A 24878-nucleotide genomic window follows, 5' to 3' on the forward strand; every position below is an offset into this window, starting at 1 on the left:
CACCTCACCGGGGCAGGCCGAGCATGCGCTCGGCGATGATGTTGCGCTGCACTTCATTGGTGCCGCCGTAGATCGTGTCCGCGCGGGTGTAGAGGAACAACCGCTGCGCGTCGGTCAGCTCGTACGGCGCCCCTTCGGTAACGAGCGCGCCGGTGCCCGCTACGTCGACGGCGAGCTCACCGAGATCGCGATGCCAGTTGGCCCATTGCAGCTTCGAGATGGAACCCTCGAAGCCAGGCGCGCCATCTCCCGAGGAGGCCAGCGTCCTGATCGCCGTGTAGCGCATGACTTTCAGCCCGATCCAGGCGTCGACGAGGCGGGCACACAACGCGGGATCGTCGAGCGCGCCGGTCGCTCGCGCGGTCTCGACGACGGCGGTCAGTTCACGCTCGAAACCGATCTGCTGGCCCAGCGTGGCGACCCCGCGTTCGAAAGCCAGCGTGCCCATCGCCACTCGCCAGCCCTCGCCCTCGTCGCCGACCCTGTTCTCGACGCCGGTCAGCGCGCCGTCGAAGAACACCTCGTTGAACTCCGAGGTGCCGGTGATCTGCACGATGGGCCGCACCCGGATCCCCGGCTGCGCCATGGGCACGAGCAGGTAGGAAAGACCACGGTGCCGATCTTGCGCGGGATCGGTGCGCGCGATGACGAAACACCAGTCGGCGATGTGCGCGAGCGAAGTCCACACCTTCTGACCGTCGAGCACGTACTCCTCGCCACGCACAGCCGCCTTCGTGCGCACACCGGCGAGGTCGGAGCCCGCTCCCGGCTCCGAGTAACCCTGGCACCACAACACCTCGCCGCTCAGGATGCCGGGCAGGAACCGGTCCTGCTGTTCGGGCGTGCCGAACGCGAGCAACGTGGGACCGACGAGTTGCTCGCTCATATGGCCGAGCCGCCCCGGCCCTCCCGCTCTCGCGTACTCCTCGTGAAAGATCACCTGGCGGGTCAGCGACGCTCCCCTGCCGCCCTTGTCGACCGGCCAGCCGAGGCCGATCCAGTTGCCGTCGCCGAGCCTGCGTTCCCACTCCCTGCGCCGCTCCAGCGCCTCGTGCTCCCTGCCGGGGCCACCGGTACCGACGATGTCGGCGAAGTCCCCGTGCAGGTGTTCGACGAGCCAGGCCCGCACCTCGGCCCTGAACAGTTCGTCCTCGGGGCTCACCGTGAGGTCACCGGTCACCGTCATGCTCCGTACACCGGTGCGGGCGCCTCGGACTTCGCCAGCAGGTCCTCGATGACGGGGCCCAGTTCGCGCGCCTCCCACCGCGTGTTCTTCGAGGCGGCGACACCGTGGCGCCAGCCGTCGGCGAGTGACACCTCGCCGCCCGCGATCTCGAAGACCCTTCCGGTGACTCCAGCCGCTTCCGTGCTGCCGAGCCAGGCCACGAGCGGCGAGACGTTCGCGGGGTCCATGGCGTCGAAGCCGTGCTCTGGCTTTGCCATGGTCTCGGCGAAGACCGCCTCGGTCATCGGCGTGCGCGCGGAGGGGGCGATGGCGTTGACCACGATGCCGTAGCGGGCCATCTCGACGGCCGCGATCTGGGTGAGCACCGCGATGCCCGCCTTCGCGGCCGCGTAGTTGCCCTGGCCGACGCTGCCGAGCAGCCCCGCGCCCGACGAGGTGTTGACGACGCGGGCCGCGACGGGCTCTCCCGCCTTCGCCTTCTCCCGCCAGTAGGCTGCCGCGTGCCGCAGCGGCGCGAAGTGCCCTTTCAGGTCGACCCTGAGCACGTCGTCCCATTCCCGCTCGGTCATCGTGACCAGCATGCGGTCCCTGTTGATGCCCGCGTTGTTGACCAGGGTGTCCAGCGTGCCGTAGGTGTCGACGGCGAGGTTCACCAACGTTTCGGCGTAGTCCCATGTCGCGACGTCGCCCACGCTGGCGACGGCCTCGCCGCCGTCGGCGTTGATCTCGTCGGCGAGCGCGCGAACGGCGGCACCAGTGTCGTTGAGCACGAGGCGAGCTCCCTGCCTCGCGAATTCCCGCGCGTGGGCTCTTCCGAGCCCTTGCCCGGCGCCGGTGATGATCACCGATCGCCCTGCGCACACCCCCGTCATCGCGGCCACCTCACAGCGTCGACGTCACGTCCGCCCAGCCAACCACACGCCAAGCCGAACAAGCAAGCGCTTGGTTGACCTAGCTCGGCGCTCCCCTCGCGAGCCCCCCGTCCAGGACGCCGACATCCGCACTCACGTCACCGAGATCCGCACTCAGGTCGCCGAGATCCGCGCTCACGTCACCGGCATCCGCGTTCGGACCCAGCCGGGCGGCCTCCGCGCTACGCCGGCGGGCAGTTGACGCCCACCGAACGCCCCCATATCATCCGGCCAAGCGCTTGCTTGACGAACGAGCGGGTGACGCACCACGAAGGCGGGGTGGCCGGTGATCGAGGGCGCGGCTCGCGACGGCGTCGCACTGGTCACCGGAGGCACCGGCGGGATCGGGTCGGCCGTGTGCAAGCTGCTCGCCGAGCGAGGTTCGGCCGTCGCCTTCACCTACCGGGCCAACGCGGAGGCTGCCGACACGCTCACCGCGGCACTCACGGCGAGCGGCGTCACCGCTGATTCGATCGCCGCGGACCTCACCGATCCGTCCACTGTCGACGGATACGCCGAGACGTTGCGCGCCAGGTTCGGCGCCATCCACACCGTGATCCACGCGGCCGGGCCGCACATCCCGATGATTCACCTGTCGCGGGTCGACCCCGGCCGCTATGCCCAGCATCTCGGGCAGGAGGCCGCCGCGTTCTTCAACGTCGTGCACGCGGTGTTGCCCTCGCTGCGCGAGAGCAAGGGCAGCGTCGTCGCGATCACCACGGCGGCGACCCACCGCTACCCCGTCAGGGACGGGCTTTCCGCGAGCCCCAAGGCCGCGGTCGAGTCGCTGGTGCGCGCGTTCGCCGCCGAGGAGGGCAGGTTCGGCGTGCGATTCAACAGCGTCGGCCCCGGAATGCTCACCGAAGGGATGGCCGAGCGGCTGATCAGCTCAGGCGAACTCGACGATCGCGCGCTGGCCGTCGCGAAGGCCAACATCCCGTTGCGCAGGTTCGGCGACGCGGGAGACGTGGCAAGGGCCGCGGTGTTCCTCGCCTCGGAGCAGGCGGGTTTCATCACCGGGCAGAAGCTCGACGTCGACGGCGGTTACGGCGTCTGAGCACGACACCGCTCCGGGGAACCGACGACGGGAGACGACGATGACCACAGTGGCCAGAGCACCGTTCGGGTTCGGCGCCGGTGATGTCGTCGTGGTCACCGGCGCGGCGAGCGGGATCGGCAAGGCCGTCGCACTGCGCGCGGCTGAGGCGGGCCTGACGGTCGCGGCCTGGGACGTCAACCAAGCCGGGGTCGCCGCCACGGTCGCCGACATCGCGCGGACCGGTGGGACCGCGCACGCCATCACCGCCGACGTCAGCGAAGCCGCCGATGTCGAACGCGGGCTGGCTCGCAGCCGCGAACTGGGGACGATACGGCACCTCGTCAACAACGCGGGTCCTTCCTCGGCTGTCGAACTGGAATTCGAGGAGGCGCTGCGGATCTCGGTGGGCAGCATGCGCCGCATGGTGGACTCGTGGCTGGCCACGGGCGCGCCGGATGGCGCTTCGCTGGTCAACATCGCCTCCGTGGCCGGCAATGTCATCGGTACCGCGTCAGACTGGTATTGCGCCGGCAAGTCCGCCATCACGGGCTACACCAGGCATCTCGCCGCCTACCGCGGTCACGAGGTCCGGGCCAACGCGGTCGCTCCTGGCATGACGGACACTCCCCGGCTCGCCGGATTCGCGGCAAGCGACGTCGGCAAACGGGTACTCGGCCGGATCCCGTTGCACCGCATGGGAACCCCGGACGACATCGCGTGGCCGGTGCTGTTCCTGCTTTCCCCGCTCGCCGCCTACGTCAACGGCGCGTTCGTCCCGGTCGACGGCGGGTGGACGGTGACCCAGTGACGGCCGCACGCGACTCGGAACACAACGACCGCCACGAAATTCACCAGGTGGTGCTGCGCTACTGCCGCGGTGTCGACCGGCTCGATCTCGGCCTCGTCCGCTCCGCCTATCACGCAGAGGGCATCGACCATCACACCGGTTTCGACGGCACGGCAGACGAGTACGTCGACTGGCTGGCCGGTGCCCTGCAACGGTTTTCCGGCACCATGCACATCGTCGGCAACCATATCGCGGAGCTGCACGGTGACTACGCGGTCAGCGAAACCTACGGGACGGCGGTGCACTGGGGCGATCCCGGCGACGACCCCCGCCGCAATTTCACCAGCGGTTTCCGCTACGTCGATCTCATGACCCGCCGCCAGAGCAGGTGGGCGATCAGCGAGCGCTGGGCGGTCCGGGAATGGACCCGTTCGGACGCGGGCAGGCTCCTGGCCAAGGAAGGCAAGGGTCCTTCCGGTCGCAGGGACGGCACCGATCCGCTCTACCTCGCGACGGCTCGTGCGAGCGCGGGGCCGTCCTGACCCCGCGTCATCGTCGTTCGCTGCCTGACGGCAACAGGGCGCCGCGGCCGTACCGGCCGAACTCGGCCTCGATCCGGTCGCGGTTCCCGCTGTCGAACGGTTCGAACGTGCGCGAGGAACCGGCGGAGAAGTAGACCGGGTCCGTGGTGTTCCACGCCGTCTTGCGCAGCACCGCTTTCGCGACCTTGTTGCTTCCCGTCGTCGGAACCTCGGCCACGATCCGGACGAACCGGGGCCGCCATTTCGTCCCGAGGTCCGGCTGCTGGTCGAGGAAGTCGGCGAACTCGCCGGGAACGAACTCGGCGCCTTCGCGCAACCGCAGGGCGCACATCACCTGGTCCCCTGTCCGGGGGTCGGGAACCGCGTAGACGAACGCCTCCGCGATCCGGTTCCAACGCTGGAGAATCCGTTCGACGGGGGCGGCTGAGAAGTTCTCACTGTCCACCCGCAACCAGTCGGACGAACGGCCCGCGAAGTAGAAGTAGCCTTCGGCGTCGCGGTAGGCGAGATCGCCGGTCCAGAAATCCTCGCCGCGCACGCGCTCGGCGTGGGCTCCCGGATTGTCGTAGTAGCCCTCGAACGCCGCCGCTTTGCCCACGGCGACGATCTGGCCGACGGCCGCTTCGGCGTTGCGCAACCTGCCGTACTCGTCGATCTCGGCGCGAGGGCATTCCGCTCCGGTCTCCTCGTTCAGTACTCGCACATCGGCACCGGCCACCGGAAGCCCCAGCGCGTCGGGAGGGCTTTCCGGCGTGCGGTTGATTCTCAGCACGCCTTCACTGAGCCCGTACCCCTCGGACACCCGGCAGCCGAACCTGGCCGCGAAGCGGGTGATGTCGGGTACCGAGGCTTCCGTGCCGAGCGCGAGCTCCAACGTGCTTTCGGCGTCCCGTGGCCCTTCGGGCTGGGCGAGCACATAGGACAGTGCCCTGCCGACGTAGTTGACGAAGGTGACTCCGTAGCGGTGCACGTCCTCCGCGAATCCGGATGCCGAGAACTTCCTCGCAAGGCACACCGTCGCACCTGCTTTCCACGCGGGCGCGAGGTTCATCATCGCCGAATTGCCGTGAAACAGCGGCATGCACAGATAGGTCACCGAGGCGCGAGTCAGTTCCGTGCGCGCGGTCAAGCTGTCGGCCAGAAAACCGAACCTGCCCTGCGTGCAGATCACCGCTTTCGGCGCGCCCGTCGAGCCGGAACTGAACAACAGCAACAGGATCGCGTCGGCCGGGGGAAGCTCGGCGGGCGGCGGCGCTGACCGATGGCCTGCGAGCAAAGCGGCGTAGTGTTCGCTGTCGATGTCGAGGACCGCCTCGGCCGGCACGCCGTGGTCGACTCCGCCGAGCAGTCCGTTCATTCGCCGCTCGGTGATCAGCACGGCGCAGTCGGTGTGCCGGATGTCGCGTGCCAGTTCCTCGCCGCGCCTGGTCGGGTTGATCCCGACGATCACGTCGCCGCTCAGTGCGGCGGCGCCGATCCAGAACACGTAGTCCGGAACGTTTTCCAGCAGCACGCCGACGTGCGTCTGCCGTCCCGCGACGCCGAGTTCGCGCAGCAGGGCCGCTCGTTCGGCGCATTCCCGGGTCACCTCGGCCCAGGTCCAGGTCCGGTCGCCGGCTCTGAGCCCGGGGTGGTCGTCTTCGGCGCGTTCCAGAATGATCTCGGCGAACGTGCTCATCGTCGGCAAACCCTCCGTCGTGACGGTGGCGGCACCGCGTCCCGCCGCGAACCCCTGACAACCCGAGCAATCCAAGCAAGCGCTTGGCCGACGATAAGCAGAGTGGCACCACCAGGTCAAGGACGAGCCCGGGCACGTCAGCGGTTCACGAATCAGGTCCCGCAGACCGGCAACGGCCTTGCCCGGCCGTTCCGGCTTCCCTACCGTTGACCAAGCGCTTGACCGGAGGAGATGGCATGACCGAGCCGGTACCGGCCGAAGGGGAAGCCAGCCCAGCCGACCCTCACCTCGCCCCGGAGCCCGCGCCGACGGGGGCCGAAGGGATCGCTCAGCTCGCCGCCGCGGCTCGCAGGGTCGTCGACACCGTCGTGCACGCGGACCCGCCAGCCGATGCGGCTCTGCTCGCGGCCAAACTGCACGCGATCGCCGACGAAATCGCGGGCTCCGGGCGGATTTCCCCGCCGAGGTGGGACAACCCCGAGCACAATCGCGACCACAATCCCGTGACCGGGGCCGCGAACCCCCTCGCTCCCCCGCTGACCGTGTCCGCCGACGGCACCGGCGGTGTCGTCGGCACCGCCACGCTCGGCTTTCCCTACCAGGGCCCGCCAGGACACGTCCACGGCGGAATCTCGGCGCTGCTGCTCGATCACGTACTCGGCATCGCCAACGCCGCCGCGGGACACAGGGCGATGACCGCGTGGCTGCGCGTGTCCTATCACCGGCCGTTGCCGCTGCTCACCGAATGCACCGTGCGGGGCAAGCGGGTGTCCTCGGAGGGACGCAAGATCAGGGCGACCGGAACCATCTCCACCGGCCATGGCACGCACGTGTCGGCGGAGGGACTGTTCGTCGCCGTCCGGCCGGACCTCGCGTGATGGAACTCGTCACGACGCTGCCCGCCGACACCCCGCTGCACGACGTCGGCACACGCGTTCGCAGGATCGAGGCGCTCGGGTTCGACACCGTGCACATCCCGGAGACGGTGCACGACTCGCTGTCCGTCGCGTTGCTGGCGCTCGAACACAGCACCACCCTCACCGTGCGGACCAGCATGACCCTCGCGTTCCCGCGCAGTCCCATGGTCACCGCCTACGCGGCGTGGGACCTCGCCCGGTTCTCAGGCGGCCGGTTCCAGCTCGGCCTCGCCAGCCAAGTCAGGGGCAACATCGTGGGCCGGTTTTCCGTGCCGTGGTCGCGGCCTTCGCCGTGGCTCGCCGACTACATCGGGGCTCTGCGGGCGATTTTCGCGGCGTTCACCACCGGCGAACCACTCGACTACCACGGCAGTCACTTCCGCTTCGACCGCCTGCAACCCTACTTCAACCCCGGACCGGCTTCCATGGCCGCGCCGCCGATCTGGACCGGCGGCGTCAACAGGAGAATGTGCCTCGTCGCGGGCGCGCACGCCGACGGTTACGTCTCACACGCCACCAATTCCCATCCCCGTTTCCTGCGTGGCACAACACTTCCCGCGCTCGCCGAAGGAGCGTCCTCGGCTGGCCGATCCGACGGCGGTCCACGCGTCGTGGTGGTGCCGTTCTGCGTGACCGGAGCGGACAAGACCACATTGGACGCGTCGCGCGAACTCGTGCGGCGCGAACTGGCTTTCCTGTACTCGACTCCCGCCTACCGCCCGACGCTCTCGATGCTCGGTCACGAACAACTCGGTGCGCGGCTCACCGAACTGGTCGGCCAGCGGCGCTGGCAACGGCTTTCCTCCGTCCTCACCGACGAGGTCCTTTCCGGTCTCGTCCCGGAAGCAGGCTTCGCCGAACTGCCCGACGTACTTCACGAATGGTACGGCGGACTGTGCGAAGGGCTCGCCATCCGGCTCCCCGAAGACCCCGCCGACGACGCGAGATTCGCGGGCGTGCTGGAGTCCATCAAGGACATTCCGACGCGCCACGACCACCCGGCCACATAAGCACGATCGGCGAAAGGAAAGTCATGCGCTTCGGACTGCTCAGTCCCGTCGTCGTCCAGCTTCCCGGTTCCGCCGCGCCGTGGGAGGCCGACGCGGGCGCCGAGGACCTGGTGGTGGTAGCCGAGCACGCCGACCTGCTCGGCTACCACCACCTGACGTGCAGCGAGCACGTCGGCGTTCCCCCCGATGTCGCGGCGTCACGCGGCTCGGTCTACTGGGATCCGCTGGCGACGCTGAGCTATCTCGCGGCCAGGACGCGGCACATCCGGCTGGTCACCAACGTTCTGGTACTCGGCTATCACCATCCGCTCGCGCTGGCGAAGTCCTACGGGACACTCGACCTGCTCAGCGGCGGCCGGGTCGTGCTCGGCGTCGGGGTCGGCTCGCTGCGCGAGGAATTCGACCTGCTCGGCGCGTCGTTCGGCGAAAGGGGCGAACGGGCCGACGACGCGTTGCGCGCGCTGCGCGTGGCGTGGGGACGGCGCCGGCCGCGCTATCACGGCCACCACTACACCTTCGACGACGTCGTCGTGACACCCTGCGCTCCACGCGAGGACGTGTCCTTCTGGGTCGGCGGGCGCACCCGGCGTTCCTTGCGCAGGGCCGTGGAGCTGGGCGAGGGCTGGATGCCGTTCGGGCTTGCGCCCGAGCGTGTTCGCGCGCTGCTCGGCACGGTCGAGCCGCCGGCGGGATTCGACGTCGTGCTGCACACCGGCGCGCTCGACCCGCTCGGCGATCCCGAGGCGACCCTGCGCGCCGTGACCGAGACGCGGCTGGCAGGCGCGACGATGCTCAACGCGAGCTTCGTCCACCACGACCGCGAACACCTGCTGGCACAGCTCACCGCGCTCACCGAACTGTTTCCCTCGGCGGGCTGGGCTCGCACGACGCGCGCGATTCAGGAGGTTCCATGACCAGCACCGAAAACCGGCTCGCCGCACTGGAGCGGCGGTTGCGCGAGGCAGAGGACCGGCTCGCGCTGCTGCACATCGTGGCGAGTTACGGGCCCGCCGTCGACAGCGGTTCCGCCGAGGTCGTGGCCGCGATGTGGACCGAGGACGGCAGCTACGATTCGGATCCCGCCGTTTTCGAAGGCAGGCGCGAAATCGCGGCGATGGTTCTCGGCACGCGGCATCAGGGCCTCATCGGCTCCGGCGCGGCACATCTCCTCGGTATCCCGCACATCGCGCTCGACGGCGACGAGGCCGTGGTCACCACCTCGCAACTCGTGCTCCGCGACAAGGACGGGCAGGGATTCCGCGTCGCGCGCACCGGCGTCAACCGGTGGGAGTTCGTACGCACCAGCGAAGGCTGGAAGGTGCGCGATCGGGTCAACCGGCAACTCGACGGCGGCGCGAGGGGACGGGCGCTCGCGGCGAGCGCGGTCGATCCCGCGCCGGAAAGTTGAGCGGCATCATGCGCTGCGGGATCAGCACACCCATCGTCACCCTCGCCGGCCGACGACCCGAATGGGAGCACGCGGCGGGACTGCCCGAGGTGTCCACCGTGGCAAGGACGGCCGACCGGCTCGGCTTCGAATTCCTGACCTGTCCGGACCACGTCGCCGTCCCGCCGGGGCTGGCAAGAGGCGAACGGTTCTACGATCCGCTGGCTACCTTCTCCTATCTTGCCGCGCTCACCGAGCGCATCCGGTTTCTCCCGTATGTGCTCGTGCTGCCCTTCTACCATCCGCTGGAACTGGCGAAACGCTACGGAACGCTCGACCTGCTCAGCGGCGGCAGGCTGACGCTCGGCCTCGGTATCGGCAACCTGCGCGAGGAGTTCGACCTGCTCGGTGTCCCCTTCGGCGATCGGGGACCGCGAGCCGACGACGCGCTCCGCGCGCTGCGGGCGAGCCTGTCCGGCGGCGTCGTGAGTTACCACGGCCCCTACTACGACTTCGCCGACCTGGTCATCGATCCGCACGCCGTCCAGGAGCGGGTGCCGCTGTGGATCGGAGGGCACAGCGAACGCGCCCTTCGCCGCGCCATCACTCTGGCCGATGGCTGGGCGCCCGCCCCGGTCCAATTCAGAGGACCGGACGCCACGCGGCTGAAGGACATGCTCACCCGCGCCGAAGCGCCCAGCGGATTCGACGTCGTGATGTCGCCGCAACGCCCGCTCGACCCCATGACCGAACCCGAGGCGACGTGTGAGGCCGTGCACGCCGCCGCAGAGGCCGGAGCCACCGTGCTCAATCTCAGCGTGCGCCACCGCAGTCTCGACCACTACCTCGAACAACTCACCGCGTTCGCCGAACTTCCCGCGAGCTGATCACGCCTCGTTGGGCATGTTCGTCCAGCCCTTGCGGTCCGCTCGCGCGTACCAGCCCGAGGCCGCGAGCGTGCCCCCGTCGACGGGAACGGTGTGCCCGGTGACGAAACCGGCGTCGTCGGACACCAGGAACTCCACGACCGCGGCGTAGTCGTCGGGCCGCCCGAACCGACCGGCGGGGATCCAGGTCCTGATCAGATCCGGGTCGCGACCTTTGAGCATTGCCGCGGCAGGGGTCTGCGGAGTGTCGGCGAGATCGGGGGCGATCGCGTTGACCCGCACCCCGTACTGGGCGACGTCCACGGCGAGACTCTTCGTGAACGCGCTGACCCCGGCGTTGAAGGCCGAGTAGACAGGCGCGAACGGGATACCCCTGAACGCCTCGACGGTGGAGTTGTTCACGATCGCGCCTGTCCCGCGCTCGACCATCGCGGGCAGCAGCGCCTGGCACATCCGCATGACGTGCAGCAGGTTCAGTTCGTACAGCTGATGCCACTGCTGCTCGGTGCTGTGCAGGAAAGTCCTCGCCGCGGGCCGGAAGTCGCCGACGTTGTTCACCAGGATGTCCACCCCGCCACCCGCGAGGTCCAGCGCGGTCGCGCTCACCCTGGCGACGGTCGCCTTCTCTCTGATGTCACCCGCCACGACGACGCACCGGCCGCCCTTCGTGTCGATGTCCGCGCGGGTCTCCTCGGCCGCCTCGGCGGAGATGTCGTTGAGGACGAGCAGCGCTCCCGACGCGGCGAGCCTGCGGCTGATGCCGCCGCCGATACCGAGTGCTCCCCCGGTGACGACCGCGACCTTGCCCGTGAGGTGGCTCGCGCTCCGGGGTGTCCTTTCGTGGCTCGCCGCCATCAGTGCCGCCTCCTGTCTCCCCCGCCCTGCCTGTGCAGGCGCACGGGCCGGGTTTCGATCCAGTCGATGTCCAGTTGCCTGGTGTGGAATCGCCAGCCACCGGGGTCACGCCGGTACCGGTCGCGGTAGTGCACGTGCCAGATCAGGTCGCGGCTTTGGCCGTCCGGCCGGTCCGTGACGTGCGAAGCGGTACCGGTGACCGTGCCGCTCGCGGTGCCTGTCGCGGGTTGTTCGTCGATGACATGGCCGAGGACGGCGTGCTCGGTGACAGGGATGTCGTGCAGCGCGGCCAGCGCGAACCCGATCCGCGCGTGCCCCTCGTGCCGGGTGGTGGCCGCGAGGCTCGCCGGCGGCTCGGGAAGCACAAGAACGCCGTCCTCGGTGAACAGCCCGGCGAGCGCGTCCAGGTCACGCCGGTCGGCGTAGAGGGCGTAGCGTGCCGCGAGGTCGAGCAGGTCGAGACGGTCGCGTTCGGACAGCCTCACGCCGCGATCCCCACGCGTCGCGCGCAGGCCGACAGTTCGTCCTTCGCCTCGGCGAGATCGGCGGTCGGGGCGGGGCTCAACAGCAACCGGGTCGCCCCCATCGCGGCCATGCGCTGGGCCTTGTCCTTCGTGATCCGGCCGACGGCGTGACCGAGCGTGAGTTCGAGCCGACCCGGGTCGCGCCCCGCCGTGGCCGCCTCCGCGCGCATCAGCTCGACCAGCCCGCGCAGCTCGGCACCGGCGACGCCCAGCGGCTGAAGGCCGTCACCTCGGCGGCCCGCTCTCCTTGCCGCAGCCGGGGAGTGTCCGCCGATGTGCAGTGGCACGCCGCCGGGCCGGGCGGGCTTCGGGTAGCTCATCGCGCCGTCGAAGTGGAAGAACTCGCCGTGGTGACTCGCCCCTTCCGGGGTGTCGGTCCAGAGCGCGCGCAGCACGTCGATCTGCTCGTCGGCCCTCCTGCCTCGGGTCGCGAAGTCGGTGCCGCACGCTTCGATCTCCTCGCGCATCCAGCCGACGCCGAGGCACAGCCTGAGCCGTCCGCCCGACAGGGCGTCCACCGTCGCGGCGCGTTTGGCGAGCACGACCGGGTGGTGGTTGGGCAGGACGAGTACGCCCGTCGCGAGACCTATCGTGCTGGTGCGCGCGGCGAGGAAGGCGAGCAGGTCGAGCGGATCAGGGATGCGGCAGTCGTCGGCCAGCTCCATGCGGCCCGTGTCGGCGTAGGGGTACACGCTGGTGTAGCGGCTCATGACCACGGTGTGCTCGACAACGACGACGGACTCGAAACCGCAGGCTTCCGCGTGCAGGGCGAACTCGCCGATCCAGGCCGGATCCGCGGTGGTGTCGGCCGAGACCGGGGCCAGTACCGCGTACTTCACGTACATCCTCCTTCCCGTCGCCTACCAAGCATTTGCTTGGCAGACGATGGGAAGGTTACCAGTGCGGGCGCGAGGAAGGCCAGACTTGGCAAGCCCGCCGAGACCCGCGCCCGGGACGGCGAGTTCCGCGTCCGGGGTGATCAGACCCGCAGTCGGGTCGGCGAGATCCGCAGTCGGGATGATCAGATCCGCGCTCGTGACCGCGAGTTCCGCGCTCACGCGGGGAGCCGCACCCCGCCGCCGCACGGCAGGGCACCGCACGGCAGGGCACCTGACACCTGGCCCCGGCTCCCCAAGAAGGCCACCCGGAACCCAGGGCGCCGTCGCGCTCGACGCGGACCGCGCGACTCTCAACTGGTACAGACCTCATACTGGTACAGACCTCGCATCCCCTGGACGCCTGGCGAGGCACGGAGTGCGGACCTCGCCGTCCCGAACGCGGAACTCGGCGACCTGGGTGCGGATCTCGGCGTCCCGAGTGCGGATCTCACGCTGACGACTCGCTCAGGACACGAGGATGCTCCCGGCAACTCATGGTGGCCAACAGGCGTGGGTGTCCGCATGCCCCGCTCACCACCGGGCGTGACACACGTTGGTGTCACCACCGGCGAACCTCATTCCTATGTGGACATGGCAAATCAGGACCACGGTCATCGGATAACACCAGGAAACAGCCGACACATGAATAACCTGCACCATTTCCAGGCTCACCCACAATGGATGAAATCGCGTGTCATTACCAGCGAAATGCATTCCCCGCGTGTTTGACTCTGCGCGGGCCGCTTCCCCGAGCAGCTCCCCCAAGCTGGTCGGTGGCCACAGATGCCCCCATAGCTGTGGTCACCGACCTCTCTCCCCGCAGGAGCACCCTGCGAGCATCGAGCGAAAAGGGGATGAGTCTTCGCGTCATGACTGACGACGACATTTTCCGCGCGGGTCCGATCCATATCGTCGGCGCGGGCGATTTCGGCAGAGAAGTACTGGATGCCTTGTTCGCCTCGGGCCGCGAACCCGGCGATCTGGTGCTACTCGACGATCACGTCGGCGCTTCGGAGATACACGGCGTCCCGGTGTGCAGGCCCGACGATGTCGCGGGCGGCCGCTACGTCATCGCGGTCGCCGACCCGGCCGCGCGGGAACGCCTGCACCAGCGCATGCGGGGTAACGGCGGAAGGCCGACCACGGTGATTCACCCGCTGGCCACCCTCGCGCACGACGTCGAACCGGAAAACGGCGTCATCGTGCTGGCCGGCGCGCTCGTATCGGCAAGCGTCCGGCTCGGCGCCCACTGTCAGGTCCACGACAACGCCTCCATCGGCACCGGCAGTGTCCTGCACGAGTTCACGACGCTCCTTCCCGGCGCGAACGTCGCCGCCGGCGTCACCCTGCAACGGTCGGTGACCATCGGCGGCAACACCTCCGTTCCGAGCGGGCCGCGCCTGAACGAAGGCACCGTGGTGACCAGTGACCAGGTGAAGGGTGCGCCCGCGAGATGAGGCGGGAAAGCCCGCCCCACGACACCACGGCGAGCGCGCCGTGGTGTCGCACCCCGGACACGACGGTCGCCGGGAATGGCCGGACGACAGCGAGGCACCGGCCAGCGGGCGAGCCGGTCCGGTGAGCCGGCCGTCGCGTCCAGGTCAGGTCTTTCGCGTGCTCCTCGTCTGTACCGGCAACGCGTATTACTCGCCGTTCGCCGAAATCCTGACGAGACAGCTTCTGGTCACGGCGCTCGGCGAACGGGGAGCGGCGGGTTTTCTGGTGTCCAGCGCCGGGACGGAGGCGATTGACGGCAGGTGCATCGAACCGCTGGCCGCCGCGGGGCTCGCCTCCCGTGGCTGCGGAAGGGCCGCTTCGCGTTTCCGGTCGCGCCGAGTCGATTCCCACCTGGTCGGCGACGCGGACGTGGTACTGACGGCGGGCAGGTCACACCGTGCGACCGTGCTACGCCTCGCTCCTCATGCGGCGGGCAAGGTGTTCCTGCTCGGGGAATGGAACGCGCTGTGCGCGGGCCTGCTGCCCGCGCAGAACGCGGCGACGCTGCCGGTCGACCCGGTGTCGAGGGCGCGGCGACTTGTCGTTCTCGCCAATCCGCGCGTGAACACCGGCCCGGCCACGGTGTACTCGCCGGAGGGGCCGTCTCCGCGTTCACTCGCCCGCGAGGCCGCCGGTCTCGCCCGCACTCTCGTCCCGATCGGGACAACGGAACCGGACCTGGCCGGTGACCGCGCGAAACCCGCGGAAAACGGAGGTAACCGATGAAGGTCGTTGTCACGGGAGGCGCCGGGTTCATCGGCGCCAACCTGTGCGGAGAACTGATCCGGCGTGGCTATTACGTCGTCGCCCTCGATGACCTGAGTACCGGCGTCGCGGCCGATCTCGACGGTCTCGACGTCGACCTGCGGGTCGGCTCGGTCGCCGATTTTGGTTTCGTCGAGGGCGTGTGCCGGGGAGCGGGCGGTGTCGTGCATCTCGCCGCGACGCCGCCGGGGAGCCGCTCACCGGAGCACGACCACGAGGTCAACGTCACGGGCACGCTGTCCGTGCTGGAGGCCGCCCGGCGGGAGGGGGCCCACGTCGTGGCCGCGTCCTCCGATTCGGTGTACGGCGACAGTCCTGTCCAGCCGCGAGCCGAAGGGATGCCGTGCCTGCCGGTGACTCCCTGGGCGGCGAGCAGGCTGGCCGCCGAGTCCTACGTGCTTGCCTACCGGTCCTCGTTCGGCCTGCCCAGTCTGGTGCTGCGCCTGTTCGGGGTTTTCGGTCCGTCGCAACGCTTCGGGCACTCCGACGCGGCCATGCTGCCCGCGTTCATCAGAGCGGCTCTGGAAGAGCGGCCGCTCACCGTGCACGGCGACGGCACACAGAGCCGCGACCTCACCTTCGTGGACACCGTCGTCGGTGTACTCGCCGACGCGGTGGAAGGGACGGTCACCAGTGAGCGGCCGGTCAACCTCGGGTCGGGGGTCGCGACGACCGTCAACGAGGTGATCGGGCTGCTGTCCACGTCGCTGGGCAGGACGCTTCCGGTGGACTTCGCTCCAGCACCGACGGACGCTGCGCGGCATTCGACGGCGGACATCACCGCATTGCGCGCGCTGTTCCCCGGATTCGACCCGGTGCCGCTCGAACGAGGGCTGTCCCGCGCCATCGAATGGCAGCGCAGGCAAACGTCCGGCTCCTGCCCGGTGACGGCATGAACGGCGACGAGGGCGTACTGGTCGTCGCAGGGCAGGGTCAGGTCGGGCTTCCGATCGCCATGCGCGCGGTGAGCACCGGATTCACCGTGGTCGGCGTGGATCTCGACGCGGTCAGGGTGTGGTCACTCAAGGACGGGAACTCCTATGTGGACGACGTGCCGGACGGCGAGCTGCGGTGGGCGCTGAACTCGGGCAGGTACCTCCCCACCGACCGGTATGACGACGCCGACGGTTTCGATGCCGCCATCATCGCCGTCCCCGCCCCGCTGAGGGGCACGGTCGCCAATCTGAGCTGTATCGAGGCCGCCGCCGGAGGGCTCGCGCCGCACCTGCGGGCAGGGGCGACCGTGGTACTCGAATCGACAACCTGCCCCGGCACCACCGAAGAACTCGTGGTTCCGCTGCTGGAACGCGGAAGCGGACTCGTCGCCGGAACCGACTTCTTCGCCGGGTACAGCCCACACCGCACCGAACCGGGAAACGCCCGCTGGACGCTGGTGAACACGCCTAAGGTCGTCTCGGGGATCGACGCCGACTCGCTGGCCGCGGTGAGTGACCTCTACGGACGGCTCGTCGAGACGACGATCCCGGTGAGCTCCCCGAGGGTGGCCGAGCTGACCACGTTGCTGGAGAACGCCTTCCGGCACGTCAACATCGCGCTGGTCAACGAAATCGCGATGTTCGCGCACCAACTCGACATCGACGTGTGGGAAGCCATCGAAGCGGCGGGGAGCAAGCCGTTCGGGTATCTCCCGTTCACGCCGGGCCCCGGCGCGGGCGGGCACTGTCTTCCCGTCGACCCCAGTCGGCTGACCTGGCACGCACGGCACGACCCTGACCGGGATTTCCGCTTCGTCGCGCTGGCCAACGACATCAACGACCGGATGCCCGAGTACGTGCTGTACCGGCTGGCCGGTGCGCTCGGCCGGGACCGGAAACAACTCGCGGGCGCCACGATCGTCCTGCTGGGACTCGCACACAGGGCCAATACCGGCGAACTGACGGAATCGCCCGCGCTGACGCTCATCGACCTGCTGCACGAGCGGGGCGCCACCGTGCACGTCGTCGACTCGCATGTGGAACCACACCGCTGCCCGCCTGGTGTCAAGCTCGTCGAACTGTCCGAACAGCACCTGCGCGACGCCGACGGGGTCGTACTGCTGACCGATCACGAGGACATCGACTACCCGATGGTCGAGTCCTCGGCCCGGTGGGTACTCGACACCCGGCACCGGTTGCGTGGCGACCGGGTGGAGCACCTGTGACGGTCACGAGAGCACCCTCGCCCGAAAAGTGCCCGTGACCGTTGGCGGTCACGGGCACTTTCGGGCCGCGTCGGCTCAACGGCCGAGATCGAGCCTCGGAATGACCTCGTCCACGAGCAGCTTGAGCTGACGGCGCCAGTCCCACGAGGTGATCCGCAGCGTCACCTCGGTCGCGCCCTGCTGGTAAAGCTCCTCGATGTCGGCCGCGACCTGCTCGGGGGTGCCCGTCGCGGTCCAGTGCCTGGTGTCCTCCCTTGAGAACACCGGACCGTAGTACTCGCCCAGGAACCGGTAGCTCTCGTCGTAGGCCGCTTCCCTGTCCGGAGTCAGGTTGAGGTTGTGGTACGCCGAGACACCGAACTTCTCGGGGTCGCGGCCTTCCTCGACGAGGAATTCCTTGATGGCGGGCAGGTTGACCGTCATGTGCTCTGGGCTCTTGCGGGTGGTCATCCAGCCGTCGGCGATACGCGCGACCCTGCGCAGCGCCCGCTTGGCAAGCGGCTGCGGCGCCGGGTTGGACGCGATGTAGATCGGCGGCGGGCTCTGCACCGGCTTCGGCAGCACGGTGATGTCCTCGAACGAGGTGTACTCGCCGTTGAAGGTCACGTTGTCCTCTGTCCACAAGCGACGGAGGATTTCCGTGTTCTCCTCAAGCCTTCCCGCCCGCGAGGCGTCGGTGACACCGTAGGGCGCACCCTCCCGCTTCGAGGCGTCCTTCGCCTTGACGATGCCGGTGCACACGGCGAGCAGCATGCGGCCCTTGGAGAGCTGGTCCAGAGTCGCCCACTGGTCGGCGAACAGGATCGGGTCCCGCACGGGGAAACTCGCCAGGCACCCGACGGCAAGCCGGACATTGGTGGTGACGGCGGCCAGCGCGCCGAACAACGCCACCGATTCGGGCCGCGGCTTCGCGAGCAGGCTGTCGCCGATCCACACCGAGTCGAAAAGACCGGTCTCGTCGGCGTAGTGGCCGGTCTCGACGAGTTCGTTGAGGCTCAGCACGTCGAAGAACGTGCCCCGCTGCGGCAACGTGAGGCCGAGCTGCCGTTGCTTGGTCATCGGATTCCTTTCTCGCTTACTGCTATCGGAGGATGATGCGGCCGTTCGGGGTGTCGAGCACCGCTTCGAGACCGGCAGGCCCCTCCGAGACGTCCAGTTCGACCCGCAGCGCCTCAAGTGCTTTTCGCACCGAGGGCGGATCGGGGTGGTAACCGCGCAACGACACCAGCGACAGTTCCGGCAACGGATTCGTCGTGGGATGTGGCGCGTCGAGCCAGTCGATGAGCGCGGGCGCGAGCCCGCCGAACCGGTCACCCCTGTTGGGGGTCAGCCGCCATTCCAGCAGCGTGCCCTCCGGCGTGCGACGGGAAAGCGGGCCGATGTCACCAGGGTCGTACCCCTCCTGGCGCGAGCGGGCCACCGTCTCCTCGATGTCGGCCGGCCGCACCACCCACGCGGCGAGGCGCGGCTCCGTGAGCGTGTTGATACCGAAGGTCGCGGGCTTGTCCTCTGCCTCAGGATCGTCCGGCCCGATCAGCTCCAGGTAGGCCGCCCCGCCGAAACTCAGGAGATAGTTGCGCGTTCCCCTTCCGACGTGCTTGCCACCGAGCACCGGCTCGACGCCGGACAGTTCGGTGAACCGCTCGACGAGCCGGTCGATGTCAGGCCCCGCGTACACGAGGTGGTCCAGCCGTGGCTCGGTCACGCCTGCTCCCCTTTCTTCGTTGTCGGCACGCCGCCGTGCAGCGCCTGGTCGAGTACGAGCCTGCCGCCCTCGCGGTCGAACTCCGCGCGGGCGTCGGCCCGCAGCGTCTCGTCGTGGAGAAAGTCCGCGACGGTCGCGGCGAGTCCCAGCGCGCCGTCGGACACGGCACGCGCGCCCGGCTCCTCACCCGCGTAGGTAGCGAATTCCGCGGTGTGGTTGGCGACCCCGCGCGGCGCGATCGCGATGATCGGATGGATCGAGGGCACGTAGAGGCTGACGTTGCCCATGTCGGTCGAGGCGACCTCGTCGACGGGCCTCGCCGAAACGGGAAGCACCCTGCGCCGCTCGGCGAGGTTCACCGCGTAACGGGCTTCCAGCGCGCTGTTGGTACGCAGCGGAAGGTAAGGCGGCGCGTTGTCCCACCGGATGTCGGCCACGGTTCCGGTCGCGGTGGCCGCCGCCGTGAGGATCGCGGTGACCCGCTCGTGCAGATCGGCCAGCGTCGCGACATCGAGCGACCGCACGAAGAACACCGCCGAGGCCTGCTCGGGAACGATGTTGGGCGCCTGACCGCCGTCGGTGATGATGCCGTGAACCCGGTCGGTCGGCAGGATGTGCTGGCGCAACTGGGCGATGCCGTTGTAGGCGGTGACGACCGCGTCCAGCGCGTTGACACCCCAGTGCGGTCCGGTCGCCGAATGCGCCGCTATGCCCCGGTAGGTCACCGCGACCTGCCGGAACCCCAGCGACCTGCTGCCCGCGACGTCGATGTTGCCCGGATGCACCATCAGCGCGAAGTCGACGTCGTCGAAGCCGCCCGCGTCGAGGATGAGCTGCTTGCCACCACCGCCTTCCTCGGCAGGCGAGCCGACAAGGGTCACGGTGCCGCCAGGCCCGCCCCGCGTGGTGACAAGATCGGCCAGCGCGAGGAACGCGCCCGCCGCCGAGGCCGCGATGATGTTGTGCCCGCAGGCATGCCCGATCCCGGGAAGCGCGTCGTACTCCGCCACGATCGCGACGTGCGGACCGCCGGAACCGGCGGTCGCCTTGAGCGCGGTCGGCACCCCATAGGCCCCGGTCTCGGCTTCGTGACCGTGTTCGCCGAGCAGCGCGGCGAGCGCCGCCACGGCGTGATGTTCGGCATAGGCCAGCTCGGGGTTGGCGTGCAGGTCGAGCGAGAAGGCCAGCAGATCGGCGTCGAGCGCGCCGAGCCGGCCGGTGATCGTGTCGATGACAGCGGTCGGCGCACCCGCGTGCGACGACGTGAGCGCGGGCGTAGCCCGCAGCTCCTCGGTCAGCTCGGCCTGCCGCCGTTGCCTCAGTCCCGGGTATGGCTGCCTCGGCTTCGCCTCGCCCACCTGAGCACTCCCCTCGCCGACCGTGGTCACAGTCCCACCTGACTGTCCACTGTGGACTGCACAGACTCCTCGGCGGGTTCGCCGCCGATGTGGCTGTAGATCTCGTCGCGCAGCGCCATCAGCTCCGGCGAGTCGAGTTCACGTGGCCGCTCGCCGTCGACCGTCCACGTACGCGCGATCCGGCCGGGGCCCGGCGTGAGCAACACGATGCGGTCGGCGAGCACGATCGCCTCGGCCACGTCGTGTGTCACGAACACGACCGTCCGCTTGTGCTCCGACCACAACCGGAGCAGATCCCGCTGCAACTGCAACCTGGTGAGGTGATCGACGGCGCCGAACGGCTCGTCCATGAGCAGCACATCTGGCTCGGTCGCCAGCGCTCTCGCGATACCGACCCGCTGCCGCATGCCACCGGAGAGCTGGCGCGGGTACTTCGGGCCCGCGTCCGGCAGCCCCACCAGCTCCAGGTGCTCTTGCGCGACGGTCTTGCGCCGCGCCTTCGGCACCCCGGCCAGTTCCAGTCCCAGCTCGACGTTGCGGGCCACCGTGCGCCACGGGTAGAGCGAGGGATCCTGGAACACCATGCCGATCTTCTCGTTCGGCTCCGTGATCAGTTCCTGTCCCAAGTGGACGGTTCCGGACGTCGGATTCTGCAACCCCGCCATGATCTCCAGCAGGGTGCTCTTGCCGCAGCCACTCCTGCCGAGCAGGACGACGAACTCGCCTTCCTCGACGGTGAGCCGGATGTCGTCGAGTGCCCTGACCGGCGACGACGAACCGTCGAAGGTCTTGGACACCCCCTCGATGGTGAAACCGCCGCTCACTTGGCTTCCCCTCCGGAGAGCTGCGCGACATCGGGCATGTACGAGGTGTCGACGACCTCGCCGGTGTCGTAGATCTCGTCCTGGAAACCGAGGTCCCGCTGGATCTCCTGCGTCTTGCGAAGCGCGTCCTGGTCGACCTGCGGGTTGTTCTCCCAGATCGGCTCCTCCCGCTCCAGCGCGCTGTCCTGCACCTCGGCAGGCACCTTGATCTGCTCGATGGCGTAATCGCGGAATTCGGACCGGTTTTCCTTCGCGTAAATCGCGGAGCGGAAGTACGCCTTCAGGAAGGACTTCAGGACATCGGGGTTCTCAGTGGCGAACTGGGTTCCGGTGATCTCGACTCCGGTGTGGAAGTCGGGCAGGTAGTCCCAGCCCTTCGCCAGCAGCGTACCGACGCCGTTGGCCTCGGCGAGCGAGACGAACGGCTCGTGGATGATCGTCGCGTCGACCTGGCCGCTCTCCAGCGCCGCGTACGCGGGCTGGTAGGCGCCCGTGGCCACCAGTGTCACGTCGGACTCGCTGATGTTGTGCTCCCGCAGGATGTACTTGGTGTACACCTCCATACCGGAGCCCTTACGGCCGATGCCGATCCGCTTGCCCTTGAGGTCCTCGATGCTCGTCGCGTTCTCCCCGCCGATGAGATAGAACGGGCCCTTCGTCCGGTACATCGAGGACACGATCTTGATGGGCGCCGACTTTCCGGCCGCGATCACCGCGGAGGTGGTGTCGGAGTCGGCGATCTGCACGTCACCACTGCTGACCAGACCGACGGGGTCCTTCGACTCCACGAACGTGACTTCGAGACCCTCTTCTTCGAAGAATCCCTTCACGTCACCGAACTTCGCCGGCAATCCACTCGGGCCGGGGAACGACGCGTAGGTGATCTTGGTGAGCCCGTCGGCGGTTTGCTCGACTCCCTGCGCGCACGCGGTGAGCGCCAGCATGACCACGGCGAACAGCGCTCCCGCCGCCACCTTTGTCCTGCGTGTCATGTTGGGGCCTCCTTTTCGAGGGGTCACGTTCTCGCTCACTTCAGCCTTGACTGGCGCGGGCGCCACTTGAGGAACACCCGCTTCTCCAAGAAGTCGATGAAGCTGACGCTGACCACGGATACGAGCGTGATCAGGATGATGAAGGCGAACGCCTTCGGCGTGTCGTACAGCGACGTTGCCTCGGTGAGGCCGTTGCCCAGCCCCGCCTCCGACGCGATCATCTCGCCGAAGATCGCTCCGACGATGGCATGCGCGGCCTCGACGCGCAGCGCGGCGAAGATCGTCGGCACCGCGGAGGGCAGGATCACCTTGATGATCACCTGCAACCTGCTCGCTCTGAACGAGCGCGCGACCTTGAGGTGCTCGGCCGCCGTCTGTTTCACACCGGCGACCGTGTTGTAAACGATCGGGAAGAAGCAGAACAGGAAGACGATGACGACCTTGTGTCCGAGGCCGAGGCCGAGCCACAGGGTCAGCAGCGGGATGATCGTGACCTTCGGCACCGCCATCAACGCGGCGAGGAACGGGCGGAAGAACTCCTCGGCGAGCGGGACGAGCGCGAGGAAAAGCCCGAAGGTGATGCCTGCCGCGACGGCGAGCAGGTACCCGTAGAGGAATTCCTGGAGGGTCACCGCGAGGTTGGCGTAGAAGTCGCTCTCACCGCTCAGCAGCAACCAGACCTCGTCGCCGACGTCGGACGGCGCGGGCAGGTAGAGGGCGGACACCACGCCACCGCGAACCAGCGCCTCGCACAACACGAGCACGCCGACCACCAGGGCCACCTGGCCCGCGAGCAGCCCGGCCCTGCGCCGCCGGGCCGAAGGTGGTTCGGTGCGCGATGTCGCCATCGTTTCTCCGTCGCGAAAACAAGTAAGGGCTGCTGCCCGGTCAATGGGATTGAGGGCGAGCCTCTTCGCCGCCCACTCGCCGTGGTCACCCAGGGCAACCAGCGCAACGTCACGCTAGGCAGGCTGTTGTGTACGTGTCAAACCGTTGTGTATCCATCCTGCGATGTGGACACCGGGTGAGCGCCGTCGCATCACTTACTAACGTCACGAACAATTTTCGTGCTGTTATCGCGCACCGTCAGAATGGATACACTGTGCGCAACCCCGAATCCCTGGAAGGTCAGCATGGCTAGGCAGGAAGATGCCGCCACGGCACAACACCAGCGGTTGCGCCGCATGATCATCGAACGCGAGCTGCCACCTGGCAGCGTCCTGCTGGAGACTCCGCTGTCCCAGCGGCTCGGCGTCTCCAGGACCCCCGTCAGGGAAGCACTCGCGCGGCTGGCTCAGGAAGGACTGATCACCCGCCGGACTCGCGGCTACGTCGTACACGAACTGAGCCCCGAAGAGATCATCGAGGTGTTCGACGCGCGCATCGTGCTGGAGTGCGCCGTGGCCGAGCGCGCCGCGACTGCGGCGGACGACCTCCAGCTCACCCACCTCGAACAACTCACCGAGGAATTGGACGCGCTGGTCAAGAAACTGTGGACCGCGACGAGCAGCGGCGACGAGCCGGCCGCTGACGCGATCAGGGCCGCCATCAGGCCACTCAACGTCGCGTGGCACCACGCGCTCCGCGCGTGCGGCAAGAACCGCACCCTGGCGAAGCTGCTGGAACAGGTCCTCGACGTACAGAAGATCTACAACCCGCTGATGCGCCAGCACGATGTCGAGGAAATCGCGCTGGGGCAACGGCAGCACAACGAGATCGTCACCGCCCTGCGCAGGCGGGACCCCGTGACCGCCCGTGAAGTGATGGCACGCCACCTGACCACGGTCAGGCAGAGCAAGGTCGCCGAGTTCGCCCGTACCTTGCGACACGACGCACAGGGCGAGCGGGCACACACCGGTTGAGGCGACGACAAGCCACCGGACTCACCCCGAGTGCTGCGCGGCCTTCGAGTTCTTGCCCGCTCGCAGGTCGTCGTCGGTAAGTACCCCGTCGACGACCTGGCCCGCTACATCGGCAAGCAGGATCCTGTTTCGCCGCGCGAAACCACGCAGCAGCTCGAAGGCCGCCGACGGTGACACCCCCAGCCGCGCGGCGAGCGCGCCTTTTGCCTGCTCGATGAGTACTCGTGAATCGAGGGCCCGCTGTAGTTGATCCGCCTTCTCCGCGCCCGCGTTCAACGCACGGCGATCGAGGATGCCGATCGCGGCGAGCCTGACGAGAACCGCGGCGAGCGCGTACTCGTCGTCGCCGATCTGCTCGCCTTCGGCTCCGAGGAAGACGACGGCACCGAGGACGGCGTCCTGGCGGCGAACCGGCAACACCGTGACCGTCCGATACCCCGCGTCCGTCGCGGCGAGGCAATACCGCGGCCATCTCGCGGTGAGCGCGGGAAGAAAGCCACGCCGCAGTTCGCCGCCATCGGCGAACCCCGACGTGCACGGCCCCTCAGCGAGCCGCGTCTCCGCGGCGAGCAACCGGGCGGCCCGCTGGCTGCCCGCCGCGCCTATGGTGAGCGAACCCGACTCGTCGGCAAGCAGGATCCCCGCTTCGAGTGGGCCGACCAGCTCCGTCAGTCTGGCCGTCACCGCGGTGGCGTAGTCGGCGTCGCCGACACCGGCGTCGAGGGCATCGGCAAGCTCGGTCATCGCTTCGGCAAGCCACAACATCCCGTCGCCCAACAACCTCACGACTCCTTCGTCGTCCCCAGCACGAGGCGGGGCTGAGGCTCGTGAGGCTTCCGGCACCCGCGTTGGCGGGCGGTGCCCGCGTCCGGCCCATGCCCAGAGCCGATGCTACACACGCGGTCACCGCACGGCTACGGGCTCCGGCGGCCACTGAAAAGCTGCTCAGCGGAGCACATGACGACAGCCGGTGCGCCTCGCGAGTAAGGCATCGCGTGGCACCATCCTCGCGGGTCGGTGCGCGTGTGTCTTTTGTGGACGATGAAGCGGGAGAGCGAGATGGCGCCCACATTGCCAAGCCGTATAGGTTATTATACACCCGCCACGAGATGT

At 68.7% G+C, this 24878-nt stretch carries 26 protein-coding genes; 13 read left to right on the forward strand and 13 right to left on the reverse strand.

All coding sequences use genetic code 11. The features are described from left to right. Window positions 1-4 precede the first annotated feature (4 nt). Together BAY61_RS16330 and BAY61_RS16335 are read right to left on the reverse strand one after the other, a co-directional pair. On the reverse strand, window positions 5-1186 hold the full coding sequence (locus BAY61_RS16330; protein WP_091804767.1) for an acyl-CoA dehydrogenase family protein: 1182 nt from the start codon (window positions 1184-1186) through the stop codon (window positions 5-7). Continuing rightward, complete coding sequence (locus BAY61_RS16335; RefSeq protein ID WP_091804770.1) at window positions 1183-2058, reverse strand: SDR family oxidoreductase; 876 nt, start codon at window positions 2056-2058, stop codon at window positions 1183-1185. Before BAY61_RS16335 ends, BAY61_RS16330 begins: the two co-directional genes overlap by 4 nt. 325 nt (window positions 2059-2383) lie before the next feature. Here BAY61_RS16335 and BAY61_RS16340 point away from each other — a divergent pair, with 325 nt between their 5' ends. Genes BAY61_RS16340 through BAY61_RS16350 form a run of 3 tightly spaced genes read left to right on the forward strand, consistent with a single transcriptional unit; the run spans window position 2384 to window position 4465 of the window. Then, entirely contained in the window at window positions 2384-3154 is a 771-nt protein-coding gene (locus BAY61_RS16340) for an SDR family NAD(P)-dependent oxidoreductase (protein WP_091804773.1), read from the forward strand. A 40-nt stretch (window positions 3155-3194) separates the two neighbouring features. After that, window positions 3195-3944 carry an SDR family NAD(P)-dependent oxidoreductase gene (locus BAY61_RS16345; RefSeq protein WP_091804776.1) on the forward strand — a complete coding sequence of 250 codons (750 nt, stop codon included), beginning with the start codon at window positions 3195-3197 and terminating at the stop codon, window positions 3942-3944. Beyond that, window positions 3941-4465, forward strand: coding sequence for a nuclear transport factor 2 family protein (locus tag BAY61_RS16350; RefSeq protein WP_091804779.1), 525 nt, complete (start codon window positions 3941-3943; stop codon window positions 4463-4465). Before BAY61_RS16345 ends, BAY61_RS16350 begins: the two co-directional genes overlap by 4 nt. Before the next feature lie 7 nt (window positions 4466-4472). Here BAY61_RS16350 and BAY61_RS16355 read toward each other — a convergent pair whose 3' ends face one another. Continuing rightward, window positions 4473-6143 carry an AMP-binding protein gene (locus BAY61_RS16355; RefSeq protein WP_091804782.1) on the reverse strand — a complete coding sequence of 557 codons (1671 nt, stop codon included), beginning with the start codon at window positions 6141-6143 and terminating at the stop codon, window positions 4473-4475. A gap of 236 nt (window positions 6144-6379) precedes the next feature. On the opposite strand from BAY61_RS16355, the gene BAY61_RS16360 reads away from it, so the two are divergent. From BAY61_RS16360 to BAY61_RS16380, 5 genes are read left to right on the forward strand one after another with little or no spacing between them, the layout of a single operon-like run. Next, window positions 6380-7021 (forward strand): PaaI family thioesterase, encoded by a 642-nt coding sequence (locus tag BAY61_RS16360; protein ID WP_110057703.1) that lies wholly within the window; start codon window positions 6380-6382, stop codon window positions 7019-7021. Next, window positions 7021-8070, forward strand: a complete 1050-nt coding sequence (locus BAY61_RS16365; RefSeq protein ID WP_091804785.1) for a TIGR03617 family F420-dependent LLM class oxidoreductase — start codon at window positions 7021-7023, stop codon at window positions 8068-8070. The genes BAY61_RS16360 and BAY61_RS16365 overlap by 1 nt, the downstream gene beginning before the upstream one ends. A gap of 23 nt (window positions 8071-8093) precedes the next feature. Then, a complete protein-coding gene (locus BAY61_RS16370) occupies window positions 8094-8984 on the forward strand; it encodes a TIGR03619 family F420-dependent LLM class oxidoreductase (RefSeq protein ID WP_091804789.1) in 891 nt (296 codons plus the stop codon). Then, complete coding sequence (locus BAY61_RS16375) at window positions 8981-9478, forward strand: nuclear transport factor 2 family protein (RefSeq protein ID WP_091804792.1); 498 nt, start codon at window positions 8981-8983, stop codon at window positions 9476-9478. Before BAY61_RS16370 ends, BAY61_RS16375 begins: the two co-directional genes overlap by 4 nt. Further along, window positions 9475-10344: an LLM class F420-dependent oxidoreductase gene (locus BAY61_RS16380; protein WP_245865136.1), complete on the forward strand. Its 870-nt coding sequence runs from the start codon at window positions 9475-9477 to the stop codon at window positions 10342-10344. The genes BAY61_RS16375 and BAY61_RS16380 overlap by 4 nt, the downstream gene beginning before the upstream one ends. On the opposite strand, the gene BAY61_RS16385 is transcribed toward BAY61_RS16380, so the two are convergent. Genes BAY61_RS16385 through BAY61_RS16395 form a run of 3 tightly spaced genes read right to left on the reverse strand, consistent with a single transcriptional unit; the run spans window position 10345 to window position 12562 of the window. Then, entirely contained in the window at window positions 10345-11199 is an 855-nt protein-coding gene (locus BAY61_RS16385) for an SDR family NAD(P)-dependent oxidoreductase (protein WP_091804794.1), read from the reverse strand. It lies immediately after the preceding gene. Further along, window positions 11199-11684: a nuclear transport factor 2 family protein gene (locus BAY61_RS16390; RefSeq protein ID WP_170140199.1), complete on the reverse strand. Its 486-nt coding sequence runs from the start codon at window positions 11682-11684 to the stop codon at window positions 11199-11201. The genes BAY61_RS16385 and BAY61_RS16390 overlap by 1 nt, the downstream gene beginning before the upstream one ends. Then, entirely contained in the window at window positions 11681-12562 is an 882-nt protein-coding gene (locus BAY61_RS16395; protein ID WP_091805283.1) for an LLM class F420-dependent oxidoreductase, read from the reverse strand. Before BAY61_RS16395 ends, BAY61_RS16390 begins: the two co-directional genes overlap by 4 nt. A 908-nt stretch (window positions 12563-13470) precedes the next feature. Here BAY61_RS16395 and BAY61_RS16400 point away from each other — a divergent pair. The 4 genes from BAY61_RS16400 to BAY61_RS16415 are packed head-to-tail and all read left to right on the forward strand — an operon-like array spanning window position 13471 to window position 17024. Beyond that, window positions 13471-14058: a PglD-related sugar-binding protein gene (locus tag BAY61_RS16400; protein ID WP_091804800.1), complete on the forward strand. Its 588-nt coding sequence runs from the start codon at window positions 13471-13473 to the stop codon at window positions 14056-14058. Then, window positions 14042-14824, forward strand: coding sequence for an arsenate reductase/protein-tyrosine-phosphatase family protein (locus BAY61_RS16405; protein WP_091804802.1), 783 nt, complete (start codon window positions 14042-14044; stop codon window positions 14822-14824). Before BAY61_RS16400 ends, BAY61_RS16405 begins: the two co-directional genes overlap by 17 nt. After that, window positions 14821-15759: an NAD-dependent epimerase/dehydratase family protein gene (locus tag BAY61_RS16410; protein WP_091804805.1), complete on the forward strand. Its 939-nt coding sequence runs from the start codon at window positions 14821-14823 to the stop codon at window positions 15757-15759. Before BAY61_RS16405 ends, BAY61_RS16410 begins: the two co-directional genes overlap by 4 nt. Continuing rightward, on the forward strand, window positions 15756-17024 hold the full coding sequence (locus BAY61_RS16415) for a nucleotide sugar dehydrogenase (RefSeq protein ID WP_091805287.1): 1269 nt from the start codon (window positions 15756-15758) through the stop codon (window positions 17022-17024). Before BAY61_RS16410 ends, BAY61_RS16415 begins: the two co-directional genes overlap by 4 nt. A 75-nt stretch (window positions 17025-17099) precedes the next feature. On the opposite strand, the gene BAY61_RS16420 is transcribed toward BAY61_RS16415, so the two are convergent. Genes BAY61_RS16420 through BAY61_RS16445 form a run of 6 tightly spaced genes read right to left on the reverse strand, consistent with a single transcriptional unit; the run spans window position 17100 to window position 22751 of the window. Next, a complete protein-coding gene (locus BAY61_RS16420; protein WP_091804806.1) occupies window positions 17100-18083 on the reverse strand; it encodes an LLM class flavin-dependent oxidoreductase in 984 nt (327 codons plus the stop codon). A gap of 22 nt (window positions 18084-18105) precedes the next feature. After that, window positions 18106-18729 carry a VOC family protein gene (locus BAY61_RS16425; protein ID WP_091804809.1) on the reverse strand — a complete coding sequence of 208 codons (624 nt, stop codon included), beginning with the start codon at window positions 18727-18729 and terminating at the stop codon, window positions 18106-18108. Then, the gene (locus tag BAY61_RS16430) at window positions 18726-20117 is read right to left on the reverse strand and encodes an amidohydrolase (RefSeq protein ID WP_245865138.1); all 1392 of its coding nucleotides are present in this window, start codon (window positions 20115-20117) and stop codon (window positions 18726-18728) included. Before BAY61_RS16430 ends, BAY61_RS16425 begins: the two co-directional genes overlap by 4 nt. Then, complete coding sequence (locus BAY61_RS16435; protein WP_091804812.1) at window positions 20114-20911, reverse strand: ABC transporter ATP-binding protein; 798 nt, start codon at window positions 20909-20911, stop codon at window positions 20114-20116. The genes BAY61_RS16430 and BAY61_RS16435 overlap by 4 nt, the downstream gene beginning before the upstream one ends. Next, window positions 20908-21903, reverse strand: coding sequence for an ABC transporter substrate-binding protein (locus tag BAY61_RS16440; RefSeq protein WP_091804815.1), 996 nt, complete (start codon window positions 21901-21903; stop codon window positions 20908-20910). Before BAY61_RS16440 ends, BAY61_RS16435 begins: the two co-directional genes overlap by 4 nt. A 35-nt stretch (window positions 21904-21938) precedes the next feature. Continuing rightward, window positions 21939-22751, reverse strand: a complete 813-nt coding sequence (locus tag BAY61_RS16445; RefSeq protein WP_091804818.1) for an ABC transporter permease — start codon at window positions 22749-22751, stop codon at window positions 21939-21941. Between the two features lie 285 nt (window positions 22752-23036). On the opposite strand from BAY61_RS16445, the gene BAY61_RS16450 reads away from it, so the two are divergent. Next, entirely contained in the window at window positions 23037-23765 is a 729-nt protein-coding gene (locus tag BAY61_RS16450) for a GntR family transcriptional regulator (protein ID WP_091804822.1), read from the forward strand. 21 nt (window positions 23766-23786) lie between these two features. Here the strand turns inward: BAY61_RS16450 and BAY61_RS16455 are convergent, their stop codons facing one another. Beyond that, on the reverse strand, window positions 23787-24551 hold the full coding sequence (locus tag BAY61_RS16455; protein WP_091804825.1) for a GAF and ANTAR domain-containing protein: 765 nt from the start codon (window positions 24549-24551) through the stop codon (window positions 23787-23789). Between the last annotated feature and the right edge of the window lie 327 nt (window positions 24552-24878).

Origin of the sequence: Prauserella marina, from assembly GCF_002240355.1 — a bacterium.
In the GTDB taxonomy this organism is placed as follows: Bacteria; Actinomycetota; Actinomycetes; order Mycobacteriales; family Pseudonocardiaceae; genus Prauserella_A; species Prauserella_A marina.